Below are 14588 nucleotides of genomic sequence, written 5' to 3'. Positions count from 1 at the left end.
AGGGTGCCCAGGAAGGTTGGCCGAGACATCGAAAACCTGTTGTCCGCGCGGTCACAGGCACCACACGATGGGTTCATGAGAACGACGGGGGAACGGCCGTGAGCGCACGCCTGCGCGGGTTGGCGCAGCGCACGCAGGAGATCGTCACGGCGGGGGAGTACGTGACGCAGGACGGCCGGACGGTGTCCGTGGCCGCCGCCGTGGCCCGGGCCAGGGCGGGGACGCGGATGTACGGGCCGGACCCGGTGCCGCTGCCGGATCCGCCCGGTACGCCGCGGACGGCGGCCGCGGCCGCGCCGTCGGTCGAGGTCACGGGGGAGAGCAGCCTCGAAGCGGCGCGCCGGATGACGGGGGAGCGGGCGGGCCGGATCGCGGTGCTGAACTTCGCGTCCGCCCGCAACCCGGGCGGCGGCTTCCTGAACGGCGCACAGGCCCAGGAAGAGGCCGTCTGCCGGGCCTCCGCGCTGTACACGTGCCTGATCGAGGTCCCGGAGTTCTACGACCACCACCGCGCCGACCGGGACGTCTTCTACAGCGACCGCGTCATCCACGCGCCGGGCGTGCCCGTGTTCCGGGACGACCGCGGCCGGCTGCTCGACGCCCCGTACGAGGTGGGTTTCCTGACGTCACCGGCGCCGAACGCCGGGGTGATCGCCCGCCGCACCCCGGAGCGGGTCGCCGAGATCCCGGCGGCGCTGGCCGTCCGCGCCGAGCGCGTCCTCGAAGTGGCCGCGGCCGGGGGCTACCGGCGCCTGGTGCTCGGCGCCTGGGGCTGCGGAGTGTTCCGCAACGACCCGGAGCAGGTCGCGCACGCCTTCCGCACGGCCCTGCGCGCCGACCGCTTCCACGGGCGCTTCGACCAGGTCGTCTTCGCGGTCCTGGACCGCACCCCGGCCGCGACGACCCGCTCGGCGTTCGAGCGGGTCCTCGGCGAGAGCGCACGGATCCGGCCATAGCGCGGCCGCGGCTCGCGTACCGGGCGCGGGGTCACTTCCAGCCGTAGCGTTCCCGCAGGCGCAGCACCACGGTGTTGAACCGGCCGCGGTCCAGGGCGCACGCCTCGCGGCGCATGCCCTGCTCGTGCACCCGCAGCACCCGGTCCAGGTCCACCCACGAGTCGCGCCCCTCGCGGTCCCAGGGGCCCGAACCCAGCGCCACCCACTCGCGGTCGCGGTCGTGCCGCTTGCTGGACAGCTGCACGGCGAGCAGCGTGCCGGCCGCCTCACGGGCGACGACGAGCACCGGCCGGTCCTTGCCGCGGCCGTCGTTCTCCTCGAAAGGCACCCACGTCCAGACGATCTCGCCGGGATCGGGGTCGCCGTCGTGCGCGGGCGCGTACTCGGTGCGCACCGGGCCCACGCGGTCCGGCCGGGCCTCCACCGTGGCCGTCGCGCCGAAGCGGCCGGGGTGTTCGTTCGTGTGGTCATCCGTAAAGGCAGTCACGCGGGTCACGTTAGGGCCTGGACGGCCCAATCCGCGCGGCGGGGGCGGTGGATGACCCACAGGCTCGGACCATGGCACGACGACGCATACCCCCGATCGCCCTGTCCTCCCTGGCCGTTCTGCTCGCCACGGGACTCGCCCCGGCCGGCGCGCACGCCGACGACACCGCGCCGCCCCCGCCCCGTACGGTCTCCGCCTGGCTGCCGTACTGGGACCAGGACGCCGCCTACCGCGACGCCCTCGCGCACGCCGCACAACTGCGCACCATCAGCCCCTTCTGGTACGAGACGAAGTCCGCGACCCGCGTCGCGGGCCACCCGGGCGCCGGCGAGCGGCGCATCATCGACGGGCTGCACGCCAAGGACATCCAGGTCGTCCCGACCGTGATGGAACAGCTGAAACCCGGCGCCCTCGCCGCCGTCCTGACCAGCCCGGCCCGCCGCGCCGACCACGTCGAGGCGCTCCTTGCCGTCGTCCGCAGCCGCTCCTACGACGGCCTGGACATCGACTACGAGACCATCGCGCCGACCCCCGACGCCGACTACCGCGCCGTGCGCGACGGTTACGCCACCTTCGTCACCGACCTGTGCGCCCGGCTGCACGCCCTGAACAAGCAGTGCTTCGTCTCCGTCACCCCCAAGACCCCCACGAGCGGCCGCATCTGGGACTACGAGCGGATCGGCGCCGCCGTCGACCGGATGCGGATCATGGGCTACAACCTGCACTACGCCGAAGGCGGTCCCGGCCCGCTCTCGTCCCCCGAGTGGTACGACCGGATCCTGGACACGGCGACCGCCCAAGTCCCGCGCGCCAAGCTGGAGATGGGCATCCCGGCCTACGGCTGGGACTGGGACGCCGACGGCAAGAAGCCCTCGAAACACGTGACGTGGAAGGAGGCCGACGCCCTGCGCCGCAAGGAGAAGGCGCCCTACACCCTCGACCCCGGATCCGGCACCCCGTACTTCACGTACCGGGACGGCGCGACGCGTCGCACCGTCTGGTACCAGGACGCCCGCGGCATCGCCGCCCATCTGCCCGCGCTGCGCAGTCACGGCGTGCCCGACACGGTCCTGTGGGCCCTGGGCTTCGAGGACCCGCAGCTGTGGAAGGTCCTCGCGAACGGTTAGCGGGGGCCGACAGGGGAGCGGCCCCCGCGCCGGGGGCCGCTTCTGGAAAGATGCCGTACGCCATGGTGCAGAAACCGCAGATACCGAATCAGCAGCCCGCATCCGCCGACGCCACGGGAACCGCCCGCGGCTCCGCCCCGACGAGCGCGGACGTCGCCCGCCTGGCCGGGGTGTCCCGCGCCACCGTCAGCTACGTCCTGAACAACACCAGCGCCGTACGGATCAGCGAGCCGACCCGGCGCCGCGTCCACGAGGCCGCCAGAGAGCTCGGCTACGTCCCGCACGCCGCAGCCCGCAGTCTGCGCGCCGGACACACCCGCATCGTGCTCATGCCGACGCCCGACGTGCCCATCGGCCCGCTGTACAGCGGATTCCTCAACGAGTTCCAGTGGGCGCTCAGCCGCCTCGACTACACCGTCGTCCAGTACGGCAGTGTAGGCGTCGTCGGCGACGAAGCGGCCCGCGCCTGGGCCGAGCTGCGGCCCGTCGCCGTCCTCGCCCCCCTCGGCATGGGGCGGCGCGGCATCGACGTGCTCAAGCGGTCCGGCGCCAAGGCCGTCATGACCCTCGGTCCCGAACCGGTCGAGGGCGCGCACGCCCTGCTCACCGACCATCGCGAGGTCGGCCGGGTGGCGGGCGAACATCTGCGCGAGCGCGGCCACGACCGGATCGGCGTCGTGATGCCGCGCGAAGAGGGCCTCGACGTGTTCGCGCAGCCGCGCCTGGAGGGCGTCCGCGCGACCGGAGCCGAGGTGGTCCCGGTGCCGCTCGCCTACACCGAGGACGACGCGGCCCAAGTGGCCGAAGAGGTACGTGAGTCGGGCCTCGACGCCGTGTTCGCGTACAACGACGAGTACGCGATGCTGCTGATGCGCGCCCTCCAGGACGCGGGCGTCGACATCCCGGGCGACGTCGCCGTGATCGGCGCCGACGATCTGATGCTGGGCCGGCTGCTGCGACCGCGGCTGAGCACCGTACGTCTCGCCATGCCCTCGGGGGAGGAGCTCGCGGAGCTCGTCGACCGGCTGGTGCGCGACCCCGCGGCCGAACCGGAGGCCCGGGAGGTCCTCGCCGCGAGTCTGGTGCGGCGCGAGTCGACCTGACCCGCGCCGCACCCCGCCCGGATCAGGCTTCTTCGGACTGCTGCGCCTGCTCGGCCTGCTGCGCGGCCACGGACTTGCGGACCTCGTCCATGTCCAGCTTGCGGGCCTGCCCGATCACGTCGTCCAGGGCCTCCTGGGGCAGCGCGCCCGGCTGGGCGAACACGGCCACCTGGTCACGGACGATCATCAGCGTCGGGATCGACTGGATGCCGAACGCGGCGGCCAGCTCCGGCTGCGCCTCCGTGTCGACCTTGCCGAAGACGAGGTCGGGGTTGGCCTCGGCGGCCTTCTCGTAGACCGGGGCGAACTGCCGGCACGGCCCGCACCAGGACGCCCAGAAGTCGATCAGCACGAACTCGTTCTCCGTGACCGTCTGATCGAAGTTCTCCTTGGTCAGCTCCACAGTGGTGCTGCTCATGGTGTTTTCCCTCTTCCTGCTTCCGGGGTTCGGGGCGAAGCCGTAGGGGGCAAAGCCGCTGTGCACAACCGTCCGCACGCCGGACGTATTCCGCGCACGTACCCATGTGGCCCGCAGGCACACCTTTGACCACACTGGGCCTCATGACACATGCCACGGATGCCACGAATGCCATCACGTACGACGTCGTAGTGGTGGGAGCGGGACCGGTCGGGGAGAACGTCGCCGACCGGGTGCGGGCGGGAGGGCTGAGCGCGGCGATCGTGGAGAGCGAACTCGTCGGCGGCGAATGCTCGTACTGGGCGTGCATGCCCAGCAAGGCGCTGCTGCGCCCGGTGATCGCCCGCGCGGACGCCCGGCGGGTCCCCGGACTGCGCCAGGCCGTGCAGGGCCCCCTGGACACGCCGGCGGTCCTCGCTCACCGCGACGACTACACCTCGCACTGGAAGGACGACGGACAGGTCGGCTGGATCGAGTCGATCGGCGCCGACCTCTACCGCGGCCACGGCCGCCTCGACGGCCCGCGCCGGGTCACGGTGACCGCGCAGGACGGCACCGTCACCGTGCTGACCGCCCGGCACGCCGTCGCCGTCTGCACCGGCACCCGGGCCGCCCTGCCCGACCTGCCGGGACTTGCCGAGACCAAGCCCTGGACCAGCAGGGAGGCGACGAGCGCCGACCACGCGCCCGGCCGCCTGATCGTCGTCGGCGGCGGCGTCGTCGCCACCGAGATGGCGACGGCCTGGCAGGCGCTCGGCTCGCAGGTCACCGTGCTCGTCCGGGGCGGCGGCCTGCTGAACCGCATGGAACCGTTCGCCGGGGAACTGGTCGCCGACGCGCTCCGCGAGGCCGGCGCCGAGGTGCGCACCGGCGTCTCCGTGACCGCAGTGGAGCGCACGGACGGCGTCCTCTCGGTCGCCCTGGACGACGGCTCGACCCTGACGGCCGACGAGATCCTCTTCGCCACCGGCCGGGCCCCGCGCACCGAGGACATCGGCCTCGACACGGTGGGCCTTGAACCGGGCTCCTGGCTGGACGTCGACGAGTCGCTGCGCGTCGAGGGCAGCGACTGGCTGTACGCCGTCGGCGACGCCAACCACCGCGCGCTCCTCACCCATCAGGGCAAGTACCAGGCCCGGATCGCGGGCGCGGCCATCACGGCCCGCGCCTCCGGTGTCCCGATCCTGGAGAGCGACCGCTGGGGCGCCCACGCCGCCACCGCCGACCACGCCGCCGTCCCCCAGGTCGTCTTCACCGACCCCGAGGCGGCGAGCGCGGGCCTCACCCTCGCCGAGGCCGAGGCGGCCGGGCACCGGGTCCGCGCCGTCGACTACGACCTCGCCCATGTGGCGGGCTCGGGCCTGTACGCCGACGGCTACACCGGCCGCGCCCGCATGATCGTCGACCTCGACCGCGAGGTACTGCTCGGCGTCACCTTCGTCGGCCCCGGCGTCGGCGAACTCATCCACTCGGCGACGGTCGCGATCGCGGGCGAGGTCCCGATCGACCGACTGTGGCACGCGGTGCCGGCGTATCCGACGGTGAGCGAGGTGTGGCTGCGGTTGCTGGAGACGTATCGCGGCTAGCGGAGGGTCCCGACGGCGCGCCGCAGTACGAGGCGGTGCTCCTCGGACTCGTACGAACGCCCGTCGTGCCCCAGCGCGTCGTACACGGTGGTGCCGCCCCCGGGACGCGTGTGCACCCAAAGCAACGGGTGCCGGCCGCCCTCGTGTTCGTGCGTGAGCAGGACACGGACCTTCGGTGAGACACGGAGGTCCGTGTAGCGCTCGTCGTCGAGGTCGAAGTCGGTGAGTCCGGTGGTGAGGGGGTGGCCGGGGTCGGTGACCAGGACGTGGGCGCGGCCGTACGGCGGGTGCGTCGTCGTGTCCCGCACCCAGGTGCCGCCGAGCAGGGCCTCCCAGGTCGCGTCCCCGGGGAAGCAGGTCGTCGACGCGTGCACGGCGAGGACGGGCGTGCGGCTCTCCAGGAGCCGGGCGAGTCCGGCCGCGGGGCGGGGACCGGCGGGGACGGGGGCGTCGTCTTGGGGCAGTCCGAGGTTCATGACGACCAGCTCCGGCAGGGGGCCGTCGGCGAGGTCGGCCAGCGCCGCGTCGATGTCCGTCGCCGCCGTGAGGTCGACGCCCGCCTCACGGGCGACGGAGACCAGGGCCGCGTTCGTGACGGGGAACGGGTGCCACGGGTCGGTGTAGCGTCCGACGCCGCCGAGCAGCAGCCCGCGACGAGGTCCGGCGGGGGCAGGAGGTGCGGTCATGGTCGCTTCCCTCTCGGTGGTCTTCGGGGCGGCCCGCTTCCCTGGAGCACCGGGTCGTCGGGGTACCGCCACCACAGCGTCCCGCACTGTCGCAGCGGTTTGCGCGGCACTGTGGTGGCGTCGGCAGCGAACGAGCGAGTGAGTGCGGTGTCGCACCGAGACCCGGCCGCACGCGATGTACCGGACAAGGCCGCACGGCCGACCGCACATCGGGTCACGCGCCGGACGGCCCGCGGGGCCCGTCAGCCGGCCGTTGAGCCGAGGCCGAGGAGAGCGGCCCGGTTCGTCTCCAGGAGCGCGAAGACGTCCAGCTCCGTCTCGTCGATCTCGGCGATGTGCCAGGCCAGATGGCGTCCCGCGGCGAGGGCCGCGGGGATGTCGACGTCGCCGGTGCCGATGGGGGTCTGCGGCGCGCCCTGACGGGCGGGCCCGTCCTTGAGGTGGGCGGCGACCGCGCGCCCGCCGAGACGCTCCAGGACGGCGGCGGGGTCCTGGCCCGCGACGGTCGCCCAGTAGACGTCCAGCTCGGCGAGGACGGCCTCGCCCGCCAGCTCCCAGAAGACGTCGAAGCCGGTGCGTCCGTCGGGCAGTTCGGCCCACTCGAAGGCGTGGTTGTGGTAGCCGAGCCGGATGCCGTACGCGGCCAGTTCCTCGGCCGCCTCGGTCAACCGGGCGGCGAACGCGCGCAGTTGGTCGGCGTCGCTGAAGACGGAGCCGTCGAAGCCCTCGACCATCTGCGGGACCGGCACGAACACGGTGTCCGCGCCGAGGATGCGGCACTCCTCGACCAGCGGCGCGAGGTCACCGGCGGCGACGGCGGCGTGCACCGAGGACACGGCGAGACCGGCCCGGTCCAGGGCGGCGCGCAGCGCGCGGGCCTCCTCGGCGCGCTCGGCGGGGGACAGGTCCCACTGGCCCAGGCCGCACGGCTCGACATGGCGGTAGCCGAGTGCGGCGAGGCGGGCCAGGGTGCCGTCGCGGTCGGCGGCGAGCGCCTCGCGGATGCTGTAGAGCTGGACGGACAGACGGGCGGGGCTGGACATGAGCTCTCCACAAGAGTGCGGTAAGTGGTGTGCGGAGCAAGGGAGTCGGCGGCCGCGGCGGGCCGCTCGGATCAGACGAGCAGCGGCCGCAGGGTGCGATGGGCGATCTCCAGGCCCTGGGTGACCTTCTCGGGCGTACCGCCCCACACCGGGTCCTCGTGCTCCACGGACAGCGTGCCGGTGAAGCCCGCCTCGTAGAGCCGGTCGACGACGGAGGACCAGTCGATCTGGCCGAGGCCGGGGACGCGGTAGCGCCACCAGCCCATGTCCCACGGGTTCGCCGAGCGGTCGCGGGCCGGACCGAAGTGGCCGTGGCGCAGCCGGTCGGCCGGGCGCAGCTGCACGTCCTTGGCCTGCGCGTGCACGATGCGGTCGATGTACGGGGCGATCGTCTCGACGGGGTCGATGCCGATCCACGTGAGGTGCGAGGGGTCCCAGTTGAGATACAGGCCCAGGTCGAACATCCACTCCCACAGTTCGGGGGAGTAGGCGAGGTTGCCCGGATAGCCGTCGGGGTGCCAGCCCTCCATCACACAGTTCTCGATGATGATGCGTACGCCGCGCTCGCCCGCGTACTCGACGAGCTCGGGCAGGATCCGCTCGGCCTCGGCGAGGTTCTCCGCGACCGGACGGGTCCAGTCGCGGCCCACGAACGTACCCACGTACGGGACGTCGAGGCGCTGCGCGGTGTCGATGGCGCGCTTGAGGTGGGTACGGATCTCGGCGCGGCGGTCCTGGTCCGGGTGGAGGTTGTTCTCGTAGTAGGCCAGCGCGGACAGCTCCAGGCCGTGCTTGTCGAACAGGGCGCGCGTCTCGTCCGCCTCGCGCTCGCCGAACGTGGCGACGGGCAGGTGCGACGCCTCGAAGTCACGGCCGCCCGTGCCCGGCCAGACCGCGACCTCCAGCGCCTCGTAGTCGTGCGCGGCGGCCCACGCGGCGATGTCGGAGAGCTCCCACTGCGGGAGACAGGCCGTCAGAAATCCGAGCTTCATGCGGGAACCACCTTGGTCCAGTCGCCGGTGCGGGAGGAGGAGAGGAAGGCGTCGACGAGGCGTGCGGCGCGCAGCCCGTCGGCGAAGGTCGGCAGACCCTCGGGGCGGGCGCCGCCGATGGCCGCGTACGTGTCGGCCACGAACGCGGTGAAGCAGTCGGCGTACCCCTGCGGGTGGCCGGGCGGCAGGACGGAGAGCCTGCGCTGCTCCGGGCTGCCGTGGCCCGGGTCGCGGTGCACGACGCGGCTGCCGTACTCGGCGCCGAGCCACACGGTCTCCGGGTTCTCCTGGTCGAAGACGGCGCTGCCGAGGGAGCCGTCCAGTTCGAACCAGAGGCGGTTCTTGCGGCCCGCGGACACCTGCGAGACCGTCACCGTGCCGAGCCGGCCGCGCCGGGTGCGCAGCAGCAGCGCCGCGCAGTCCTCGGTCTCCACCCGCGCGCGGGGACCGTCCGCGGCGTCGGCCGCCGAATCCGCGGAGAAGGACGCGGCGTCGGCCGTGGGCCGCTCGTCGACGACGACCGACGCGGCCGCGGACACCTCGGTGAACGTCTCGCCCGACACCCACTGGACCAGGTCGCACCAGTGCGAACCGATGTCGGCGAACGCTCGGGAGGGGCCGCCGCGCGCCGGGTCGACCCGCCAACCGGACGCCTCGGGCGAGAGCATCCAGTCCTGGAGGTAACTGCCGTGCAGCAGATGCCAGGTGCCGAACTCGCCGTCGATGCGGCGCTGTCTGATCTCCCGTACGAGCGGGTGGTAGCGGTAGACGAACGGCACGGTGGCGACCAGGCCGCTCGCCCGGGCCGCGGCCGCGAGCCGCTCCGCCTCCGCCGCGTTCACGCCGAGCGGCTTCTCGCACACGACGTGTCGGCCGGCCGCGAGCACCTGCTCGGTGTACGCGGCGTGGGTGTGATTGGGCGTGCAGACGTGGACGACGTCGACGCGGTCGTCGGCGAGCAGCGCGGCCAGGTCCGGGTATCCGGTCACCTGCCAGCGTGCGGCGGCCTCCTCGCCGCGTGCGGGACTCGACCCGAGCACGCCGACGACGTCGGCGCCCGCGGCGCGGATCGCCCTGCGGTGGACGTCCGCGATCGTGCCCGTACCGATGACCGCCGCGCGCGGCGGCCGTACGTCGGGTGCTGCGGATGGTGTGGCGGGCGGAGCCATGGTGGCCGCCTTCCCTTCGACTCGTGCCAGTGGTGCGCACTCCGTCGGCGTTGGTGTCTCTCGTCCCGGACATGACCGTACGGCCACGAATTACGAATGACAAGAGAACTTATTTTGACTCTTGGGATACTCAAATCGAGTGCGGGAGCGTACGGTTCCCGGCATGGACCGTCCGCCCCTCGCCGCCGCGCCGCGCCTCGCCGTGCCCCAGTTGCGCTTCCGCGACGGCGGTGGCCTGCTCTACAGCACCCTGGCCCGGCTGATCGCCTCGGGCACGGCCGCCCACCGCGCCGAACTCGTCGCCACCGCGGGGCTCGCGCGCTCCACCGTCACCCGGCACCTCGACGCGCTGATCGCCGCCGGAGTGGTCGTCGAGGGCGGTGTGCTGGAGCGGCCGGGCCGCGGCAGGCCGCCGCTGCGCCTGACCCTCAACCCCCGGGCCGGCGTGGTCGCCGTCGCCGACCTGGGCGCGCACAGTGCCCGACTGCGCATCGCGGATCTCTCGCAACAGGTCCTGGCCCGCACCGAGTTCCCCGTCGCTCTCACGGACGGCCCGGACGCCGTGCTGGCGCGTCTCGCCGAGGAGTTTCGTACGTTGCTGGAGCGGACGGGGCTGCCGGACGCGGCCCTGTGCACGGCGGCCGTCGGGGTGCCGGGACCCGTCGACCACGCGGCCGGCGCCCCCGTCCGGCCGCCGATCATGCCCGGCTGGGACGGCCACCCCGTCGCCGAGACCCTCGCAGGACACCTGGGCTGCCCGGTCCTCGTCGACAACGACGTGAACCTGATGGCTCTGGGCGAGGCCCGCATGCTCCCGGCCGATCAGGCGCCCCTGCTGTACATCAAGGTCGGCACCGGCATCGGCGGCGGCTTCGTCTCGGCCGACGGGGAGCTGCACCGCGGCGCCGACGGCGCGGCCGGCGACATCGGCCACCTCACCGTGCCCGGCGCCGAAGGCCCCGAGTGCCCCTGCGGCAAGGCCGGCTGCGTCGAGGCCGTCGCCTCCACCCGGGCCATGCGCGCCCGGCTGAGCGAGGCACGCGGCCCTGAGGCCGACCTCGTCGAACTGGCCCGCCGCGGCGACCCTGACGCGCTGCGCGTCGTGCGGGCCGCCGCGACCCCGATCGGCGAGGTCGTCGCCCTCCTGGTGCACGTCCTCAACCCGGCCCGGATCGTCATCGGCGGCGCCGTCGCCGACGCCGGGGACGACCTGATCGCCGGGATCAGGTCGGTCGTCTACCGCCGCGCCCTGCCGCTGGCCACCCGCGCTCTCACCCTCGGACCCAGCCTCCTCGGCCCGGACGCGGCGGGCCTCGGCGGCGGCGTCCTCGCGGTCGAGCACGCCCTGTCGCCCGACGGGATCACCGGTCTGATGACGCCGGCGCGCTGATCACGCCGCTTGACAGCCGCGGCCCGGGGGTATTTCCTGATGCGGCTCCGCAGCGGTGATCTCGTCCCGGACATCATCCGCAGCCACGGCCCCCGTTCCCCGCGGACCGCGGCCCCCGCAGTGACCAGGAGTCACCCCATGGGCGAGAGCAGGAAGTTCACCGTCGGCATCCTCGGAACCGGCTCCATCTTCAAGGCGTACGCGGCCGGTCTTGCGTCCGTGCCGCAGCTGCAGGTCGTCCGCGTCGCCGACCTCGACCAGGACCGGGCACGGGCGGCCGCCGAGCAGTTCGGCATCCCCGCCTGGGGCACCACCGAGCAGCTGCTCGCCGACGACTCCGTCGACATCGTCGTCAACATCACCCCGCCCGCCGCACACGCGCCGCTCACCGACGCGGCCCTGCGCGCCGGCAAGCACGTCTACACGGAGAAGCCGCTCGCCGCCACCACCGAGCTGGCCCGCCGGAACATGGCCACCGCCGAGGCGAGCGGCCGGGTGCTCGGCGGCGCCCCCGACACCTTCCTCGGCGCCGCGGGACAGACCGCGCGGGCGGCCCTGGACGCGGGACTCATCGGTACGCCGTTCGCGGCGACCAGCTTCGTGCGCTCCTCCCGGGCCCAGACCTGGCACCCCGACCCGACCTTCCTGTTCCAGGCCGGCGGGGGACCCGTCCTCGACTTCGGTCCGTACCACGTCGCCGCCCTGGTCAACCTGCTCGGCCCGGTCACCGACGTGCTGGGCGCCTCCGGCCAGGCGCAGGAGACGATCGCGGTCACCTCGCAGGACCGCCGGGTGGACACGGTCGACGTGCAGGTCGCCACGCACGCGACCTCGGTGCTGCGGTTCGCCTCCGGCACCCTCGCCACCACCATGTACAGCTTCGACGTCTGGGACAGCGACACCCCGAGCATCGAGGTCTACGGCACCGAGGGCACCCTGCAACTGCCCGACCCCAACCACTTCGACCTGCCCGTACGCATCCGGCGGCGCGACGAGTCGCAGTGGCGTGAGCTGAAGCCGGTGTGCCCGCCGGTCGCGCCCCCGGCCGGCACCCCGTTCCGCGGCCCGGGCGTCCTCGACCTCGCCGAGCACCTGCGGGGCGGCCCGCACCGCGCCTCCGCGGAGTTCGCCTACCACGTGCTCGACGTGCTCGAACTGATGCAGGCCGCCTCGTTCGAGAGCGGGGCGCTGCGGGTCACCAGCACGGTGGACCGGCCGGCCGCGGTCCCGCACGTCTGACCGCGGCCCCGGGATCTGCGGTTGCCGGAGGCGTGGCGGAGGTGAACGCTTGTCCGCGGAAGGAGCGTGATCACCGTGGCCCGCAACCGCAGACTGATCCTGAGCCCGCCCGCCGAGGTCTGGCGGCTGCTGTGCGACGGCCGGCGCTACGACGAGTGGGTCACCGGCAACCAGGAAGTGCTCGCCGTGGACCCCGGCTGGCCCGCGGTGGGCACCACCCTCCGCTTCCGGGTCGGCATCGGCCCGCTCACCACCGACGACACCAGCGTCGTGCGGATCTGCGAGCCGGGGCGGCGACTGGAACTGGAGGCCAAGGCGGAGCCCTTCGGCGCCGCCCGCGTCGCCATGAACCTGGTCCCGTGGGGCGAGCACACCCTGTTCGTCCTCGACTGGCACCCCCTGCGCGGACCCGGCACCCGGATGCACGGCCTCCCCGTGGACTACCTGGTGAAGGTCCGCAACGGCATGATGCTCACGAAACTGGCGAAGATCGCGGTGGCCGAACGGGCCCGGGCCCGCACGGCCGCTCCGCCTAGTGCTGCTGCGGCTTCTGAGGCGTAGCCTCGCTCGGCCGCACCACCACGAACCCCTCACCCTCCAGCTTGAGCTGGACCGCCTCGCCCGACCCGCCGCGGATCATCGAACCGATCGACTGCGAACGGTGCAACGACGTCCGCAGATCGGCGGTCCAGCCCACGATCGCGTCCGTGTCCACGTACACCGGCTGCTGCGGCGACACCGGCAGCACCAGCGGATGGCCCTCGCATATCAGCCCGAGCCGCCCGTGCCCGGTGAACACGCTGTTGAACAGGCCGCCGCCGCTCATCCCCGCGCCCTTCACCGTCTTGATGTCGTACGACAGCGTGGCGTCGAAGCACAACACGTTGCGCCCGTTGACGGTGAACACGTCGCCGGGTTCGAGATCCACGACGAACACGTTCTGCGCCTCCTGCGCGAACCAGGCCTCCCCCTGACCCCGCACCTTCATGAGCGGCAGCCCCTCGCCGGTGACGGCCCGCTTCAGCATGCCGCCCACCCCCTGGCCCTTCCGCTCGAACTGGAGATTCCCCCGGTAGGCGATCATCGCCCCCTGCCGCGCCAGCATCTCCCCGTTCACCACGTACCGGATCGACTTGGCGTTCTGCACACTCATGCCCGGCGCCACGGCTGCCCGCACCATGAACTCGCCGGCGAAAAGATCACCCTTCATCGGGGCATCGTGACCCGGAGGGTTCCGCTCCGACAAGGCCCCTTCGCGACCGGGCGGTGATCGAAAACGCGTGGCGCGCCGCCGCCCGCGTCGCGACACTTCCCCGGTGACCTCCACCGCGCTGCTCCGCGCTCCCCACCTGCCTCAACTCCTGCGTCCCCGCGCCCTCGTGGCCGGTGACCTCGTCGTCGTCGCGGCGCTCTCCGGCCCGCTCCACCACGCGTACGCACCCGATCTGGAACGAGCCGTCGCCGAGCTCGAACGGATGGGCTTCCGGGTCCGTCTCGCGCCGATCCTCCAGGACCCCGGGCGGCGGCGCTGGTGGAGTGCGGCGCGGCCGGACGAGATCGCCGAGGAGTTCAACGGGCTGCTGCGCGATCCCGAGGTCCGCGCGATCGTCGCGCACGACGGGGGCCACACCGTCTTCGGCTACCTCGACCTGATCGACTACGACGCGATCCGGGCCGACCCCAAACCGATCCTCGGCCTCAGCGACATCTCCCTGCTGCACCTCGCCGTCCACGCCCGCACCGGTCTCGTCGGCTTCCACACCGACCTGGCGACGCCCGGGCTCGGTGGGTCCTGGCAGCGGGCGTCCGCCGCGCGCAGGGCGGAGCTGGGGAAGCTCTACGCGCAGCTGCTGACCGGCACGGAACCGATCGGCGCGCTGCCCGCGAGTCCGTCGTGGGAGTGCTGGCGCGCCGGGCGTACCGAAGGGCCCCTGATCGGCGGGGTCATCAACCGCGTCGTGCTGCTCCAGGCGACGCCCTTCGCGCTGCCGCTCGAACACTTCGACGGCGCGGTCCTGTTCTGGGAGGAGCTGGGCGGCCTCGCGGCCCATGTCTGGACCTTCTTGCAGATCCTGCGGCACAGCGGCGTCCTCGACCGGATCTCCGGCATGGTCGTGGGCGTTCCGAAGGACATCGCCGGACTCGCCTCGCCCGGTTCGTCCGACGGCTCGCCGAACCTGGCCGAGCTGGTCCTCGACGCCCTCGGCGACCGCGACATCCCGGTCCTGGGCAACGTCGAGTTCGGCCACGCGGTCCCGAACCTGCCGATGCCGGTCGGTCTCCGCGCCGAACTCGACGCGGGGGCACGGACGTTGGCGCTGCTCGAACCGGCCGTACGCGCCGCACAGCACGGGGTACCGGACGGGCGCTGACCATCCGCGAGGACTTCTTC

15 protein-coding genes are annotated in these 14588 nt (G+C 73.2%); 8 read left to right on the top strand and 7 right to left on the bottom strand.

All coding sequences use genetic code 11. The features are described 5' to 3' along the window. Nucleotides 1-98: 98 nt before the first annotated feature. A complete protein-coding gene (locus J3486_RS25410; protein ID WP_207824033.1) occupies nucleotides 99-956 on the top strand; it encodes a TIGR02452 family protein in 858 nt (285 codons plus the stop codon). A gap of 31 nt (nucleotides 957-987) precedes the next feature. Here J3486_RS25410 and J3486_RS25405 read toward each other — a convergent pair whose 3' ends face one another. Beyond that, nucleotides 988-1443, bottom strand: a complete 456-nt coding sequence (locus J3486_RS25405) for a type II toxin-antitoxin system PemK/MazF family toxin (protein WP_207824031.1) — start codon at nucleotides 1441-1443, stop codon at nucleotides 988-990. A 71-nt stretch (nucleotides 1444-1514) separates the two neighbouring features. On the opposite strand from J3486_RS25405, the gene J3486_RS25400 reads away from it, so the two are divergent. Together J3486_RS25400 and J3486_RS25395 are read left to right on the top strand one after the other, a co-directional pair. After that, the gene (locus J3486_RS25400) at nucleotides 1515-2570 is read left to right on the top strand and encodes a glycosyl hydrolase family 18 protein (protein ID WP_207824029.1); all 1056 of its coding nucleotides are present in this window, start codon (nucleotides 1515-1517) and stop codon (nucleotides 2568-2570) included. A gap of 50 nt (nucleotides 2571-2620) precedes the next feature. Beyond that, nucleotides 2621-3673, top strand: coding sequence for a LacI family DNA-binding transcriptional regulator (locus tag J3486_RS25395; protein WP_207824027.1), 1053 nt, complete (start codon nucleotides 2621-2623; stop codon nucleotides 3671-3673). A gap of 22 nt (nucleotides 3674-3695) precedes the next feature. On the opposite strand, the gene trxA is transcribed toward J3486_RS25395, so the two are convergent. Continuing rightward, nucleotides 3696-4091: a thioredoxin gene (trxA, locus tag J3486_RS25390; protein ID WP_207824026.1), complete on the bottom strand. Its 396-nt coding sequence runs from the start codon at nucleotides 4089-4091 to the stop codon at nucleotides 3696-3698. Nucleotides 4092-4234: 143 nt separating this feature from the next. Here trxA and J3486_RS25385 point away from each other — a divergent pair, with 143 nt between their 5' ends. Continuing rightward, the gene (locus J3486_RS25385) at nucleotides 4235-5677 is read left to right on the top strand and encodes an NAD(P)/FAD-dependent oxidoreductase (RefSeq protein WP_207824025.1); all 1443 of its coding nucleotides are present in this window, start codon (nucleotides 4235-4237) and stop codon (nucleotides 5675-5677) included. Here the strand turns inward: J3486_RS25385 and J3486_RS25380 are convergent. The 4 genes from J3486_RS25380 to J3486_RS25365 form a co-directional block, all read right to left on the bottom strand. Continuing rightward, nucleotides 5674-6363: a ThuA domain-containing protein gene (locus tag J3486_RS25380; protein ID WP_207824024.1), complete on the bottom strand. Its 690-nt coding sequence runs from the start codon at nucleotides 6361-6363 to the stop codon at nucleotides 5674-5676. The two genes, J3486_RS25385 and J3486_RS25380, sit on opposite strands and share 4 nt — an antisense overlap. Nucleotides 6364-6605: 242 nt before the next feature. Continuing rightward, nucleotides 6606-7406, bottom strand: coding sequence for a sugar phosphate isomerase/epimerase (locus tag J3486_RS25375; RefSeq protein ID WP_207824023.1), 801 nt, complete (start codon nucleotides 7404-7406; stop codon nucleotides 6606-6608). A 71-nt stretch (nucleotides 7407-7477) separates the two neighbouring features. Continuing rightward, nucleotides 7478-8398 (bottom strand): sugar phosphate isomerase/epimerase, encoded by a 921-nt coding sequence (locus J3486_RS25370; protein WP_207824022.1) that lies wholly within the window; start codon nucleotides 8396-8398, stop codon nucleotides 7478-7480. Further along, complete coding sequence (locus J3486_RS25365) at nucleotides 8395-9567, bottom strand: Gfo/Idh/MocA family protein (protein WP_207824021.1); 1173 nt, start codon at nucleotides 9565-9567, stop codon at nucleotides 8395-8397. Before J3486_RS25365 ends, J3486_RS25370 begins: the two co-directional genes overlap by 4 nt. A 163-nt stretch (nucleotides 9568-9730) precedes the next feature. On the opposite strand from J3486_RS25365, the gene J3486_RS25360 reads away from it, so the two are divergent. The 3 genes from J3486_RS25360 to J3486_RS25350 all read left to right on the top strand — a co-directional run bounded on the left by J3486_RS25360 (nucleotide 9731) and on the right by J3486_RS25350 (nucleotide 12757). Further along, nucleotides 9731-10957, top strand: coding sequence for an ROK family protein (locus J3486_RS25360; protein ID WP_207824019.1), 1227 nt, complete (start codon nucleotides 9731-9733; stop codon nucleotides 10955-10957). Between the two features lie 138 nt (nucleotides 10958-11095). Then, nucleotides 11096-12196, top strand: coding sequence for a Gfo/Idh/MocA family protein (locus tag J3486_RS25355; RefSeq protein ID WP_207824018.1), 1101 nt, complete (start codon nucleotides 11096-11098; stop codon nucleotides 12194-12196). Between the two features lie 75 nt (nucleotides 12197-12271). Beyond that, nucleotides 12272-12757 carry an SRPBCC family protein gene (locus J3486_RS25350; protein WP_207824137.1) on the top strand — a complete coding sequence of 162 codons (486 nt, stop codon included), beginning with the start codon at nucleotides 12272-12274 and terminating at the stop codon, nucleotides 12755-12757. Here the strand turns inward: J3486_RS25350 and J3486_RS25345 are convergent. Beyond that, nucleotides 12729-13406 carry an AIM24 family protein gene (locus J3486_RS25345; RefSeq protein ID WP_207824017.1) on the bottom strand — a complete coding sequence of 226 codons (678 nt, stop codon included), beginning with the start codon at nucleotides 13404-13406 and terminating at the stop codon, nucleotides 12729-12731. The two genes, J3486_RS25350 and J3486_RS25345, sit on opposite strands and share 29 nt — an antisense overlap. A gap of 106 nt (nucleotides 13407-13512) precedes the next feature. Between J3486_RS25345 and J3486_RS25340 the strand changes: the two genes are divergently transcribed. Next, nucleotides 13513-14568 carry an LD-carboxypeptidase gene (locus J3486_RS25340; RefSeq protein ID WP_307804929.1) on the top strand — a complete coding sequence of 352 codons (1056 nt, stop codon included), beginning with the start codon at nucleotides 13513-13515 and terminating at the stop codon, nucleotides 14566-14568. Nucleotides 14569-14588: the final 20 nt, after the last annotated feature.

The sequence above is a fragment of the Streptomyces sp. VRA16 Mangrove soil genome (assembly GCF_017377775.1).
Classification (GTDB): Bacteria; Actinomycetota; Actinomycetes; order Streptomycetales; family Streptomycetaceae; genus Streptomyces.
The sequence above is the reverse complement of the archived record's forward strand: the minus strand, read 5'-3'. Positions and strand labels throughout refer to the sequence as shown.

Bases quoted from the DNA above. Each gene is read 5' to 3' on its own strand.
- J3486_RS25400 (WP_207824029.1), top strand. From the start codon at position 1,515: ATGGCACGACGACGCATACCCCCGATCGCCCTGTCCTCCCTGGCCGTT.
- J3486_RS25395 (WP_207824027.1), top strand. From the start codon at position 2,621: ATGCCGTACGCCATGGTGCAGAAACCGCAGATACCGAATCAGCAGCCC.
- trxA (WP_207824026.1), bottom strand. From the start codon at position 4,091: ATGAGCAGCACCACTGTGGAGCTGACCAAGGAGAACTTCGATCAGACG.
- J3486_RS25385 (WP_207824025.1), top strand. From the start codon at position 4,235: ATGACACATGCCACGGATGCCACGAATGCCATCACGTACGACGTCGTA.
- J3486_RS25380 (WP_207824024.1), bottom strand. From the start codon at position 6,363: ATGACCGCACCTCCTGCCCCCGCCGGACCTCGTCGCGGGCTGCTGCTC.
- J3486_RS25375 (WP_207824023.1), bottom strand. From the start codon at position 7,406: ATGTCCAGCCCCGCCCGTCTGTCCGTCCAGCTCTACAGCATCCGCGAG.
- J3486_RS25370 (WP_207824022.1), bottom strand. From the start codon at position 8,398: ATGAAGCTCGGATTTCTGACGGCCTGTCTCCCGCAGTGGGAGCTCTCC.
- J3486_RS25365 (WP_207824021.1), bottom strand. From the start codon at position 9,567: ATGGCTCCGCCCGCCACACCATCCGCAGCACCCGACGTACGGCCGCCG.
- J3486_RS25360 (WP_207824019.1), top strand. From the start codon at position 9,731: ATGGACCGTCCGCCCCTCGCCGCCGCGCCGCGCCTCGCCGTGCCCCAG.
- J3486_RS25355 (WP_207824018.1), top strand. From the start codon at position 11,096: ATGGGCGAGAGCAGGAAGTTCACCGTCGGCATCCTCGGAACCGGCTCC.
- J3486_RS25345 (WP_207824017.1), bottom strand. From the start codon at position 13,406: ATGAAGGGTGATCTTTTCGCCGGCGAGTTCATGGTGCGGGCAGCCGTG.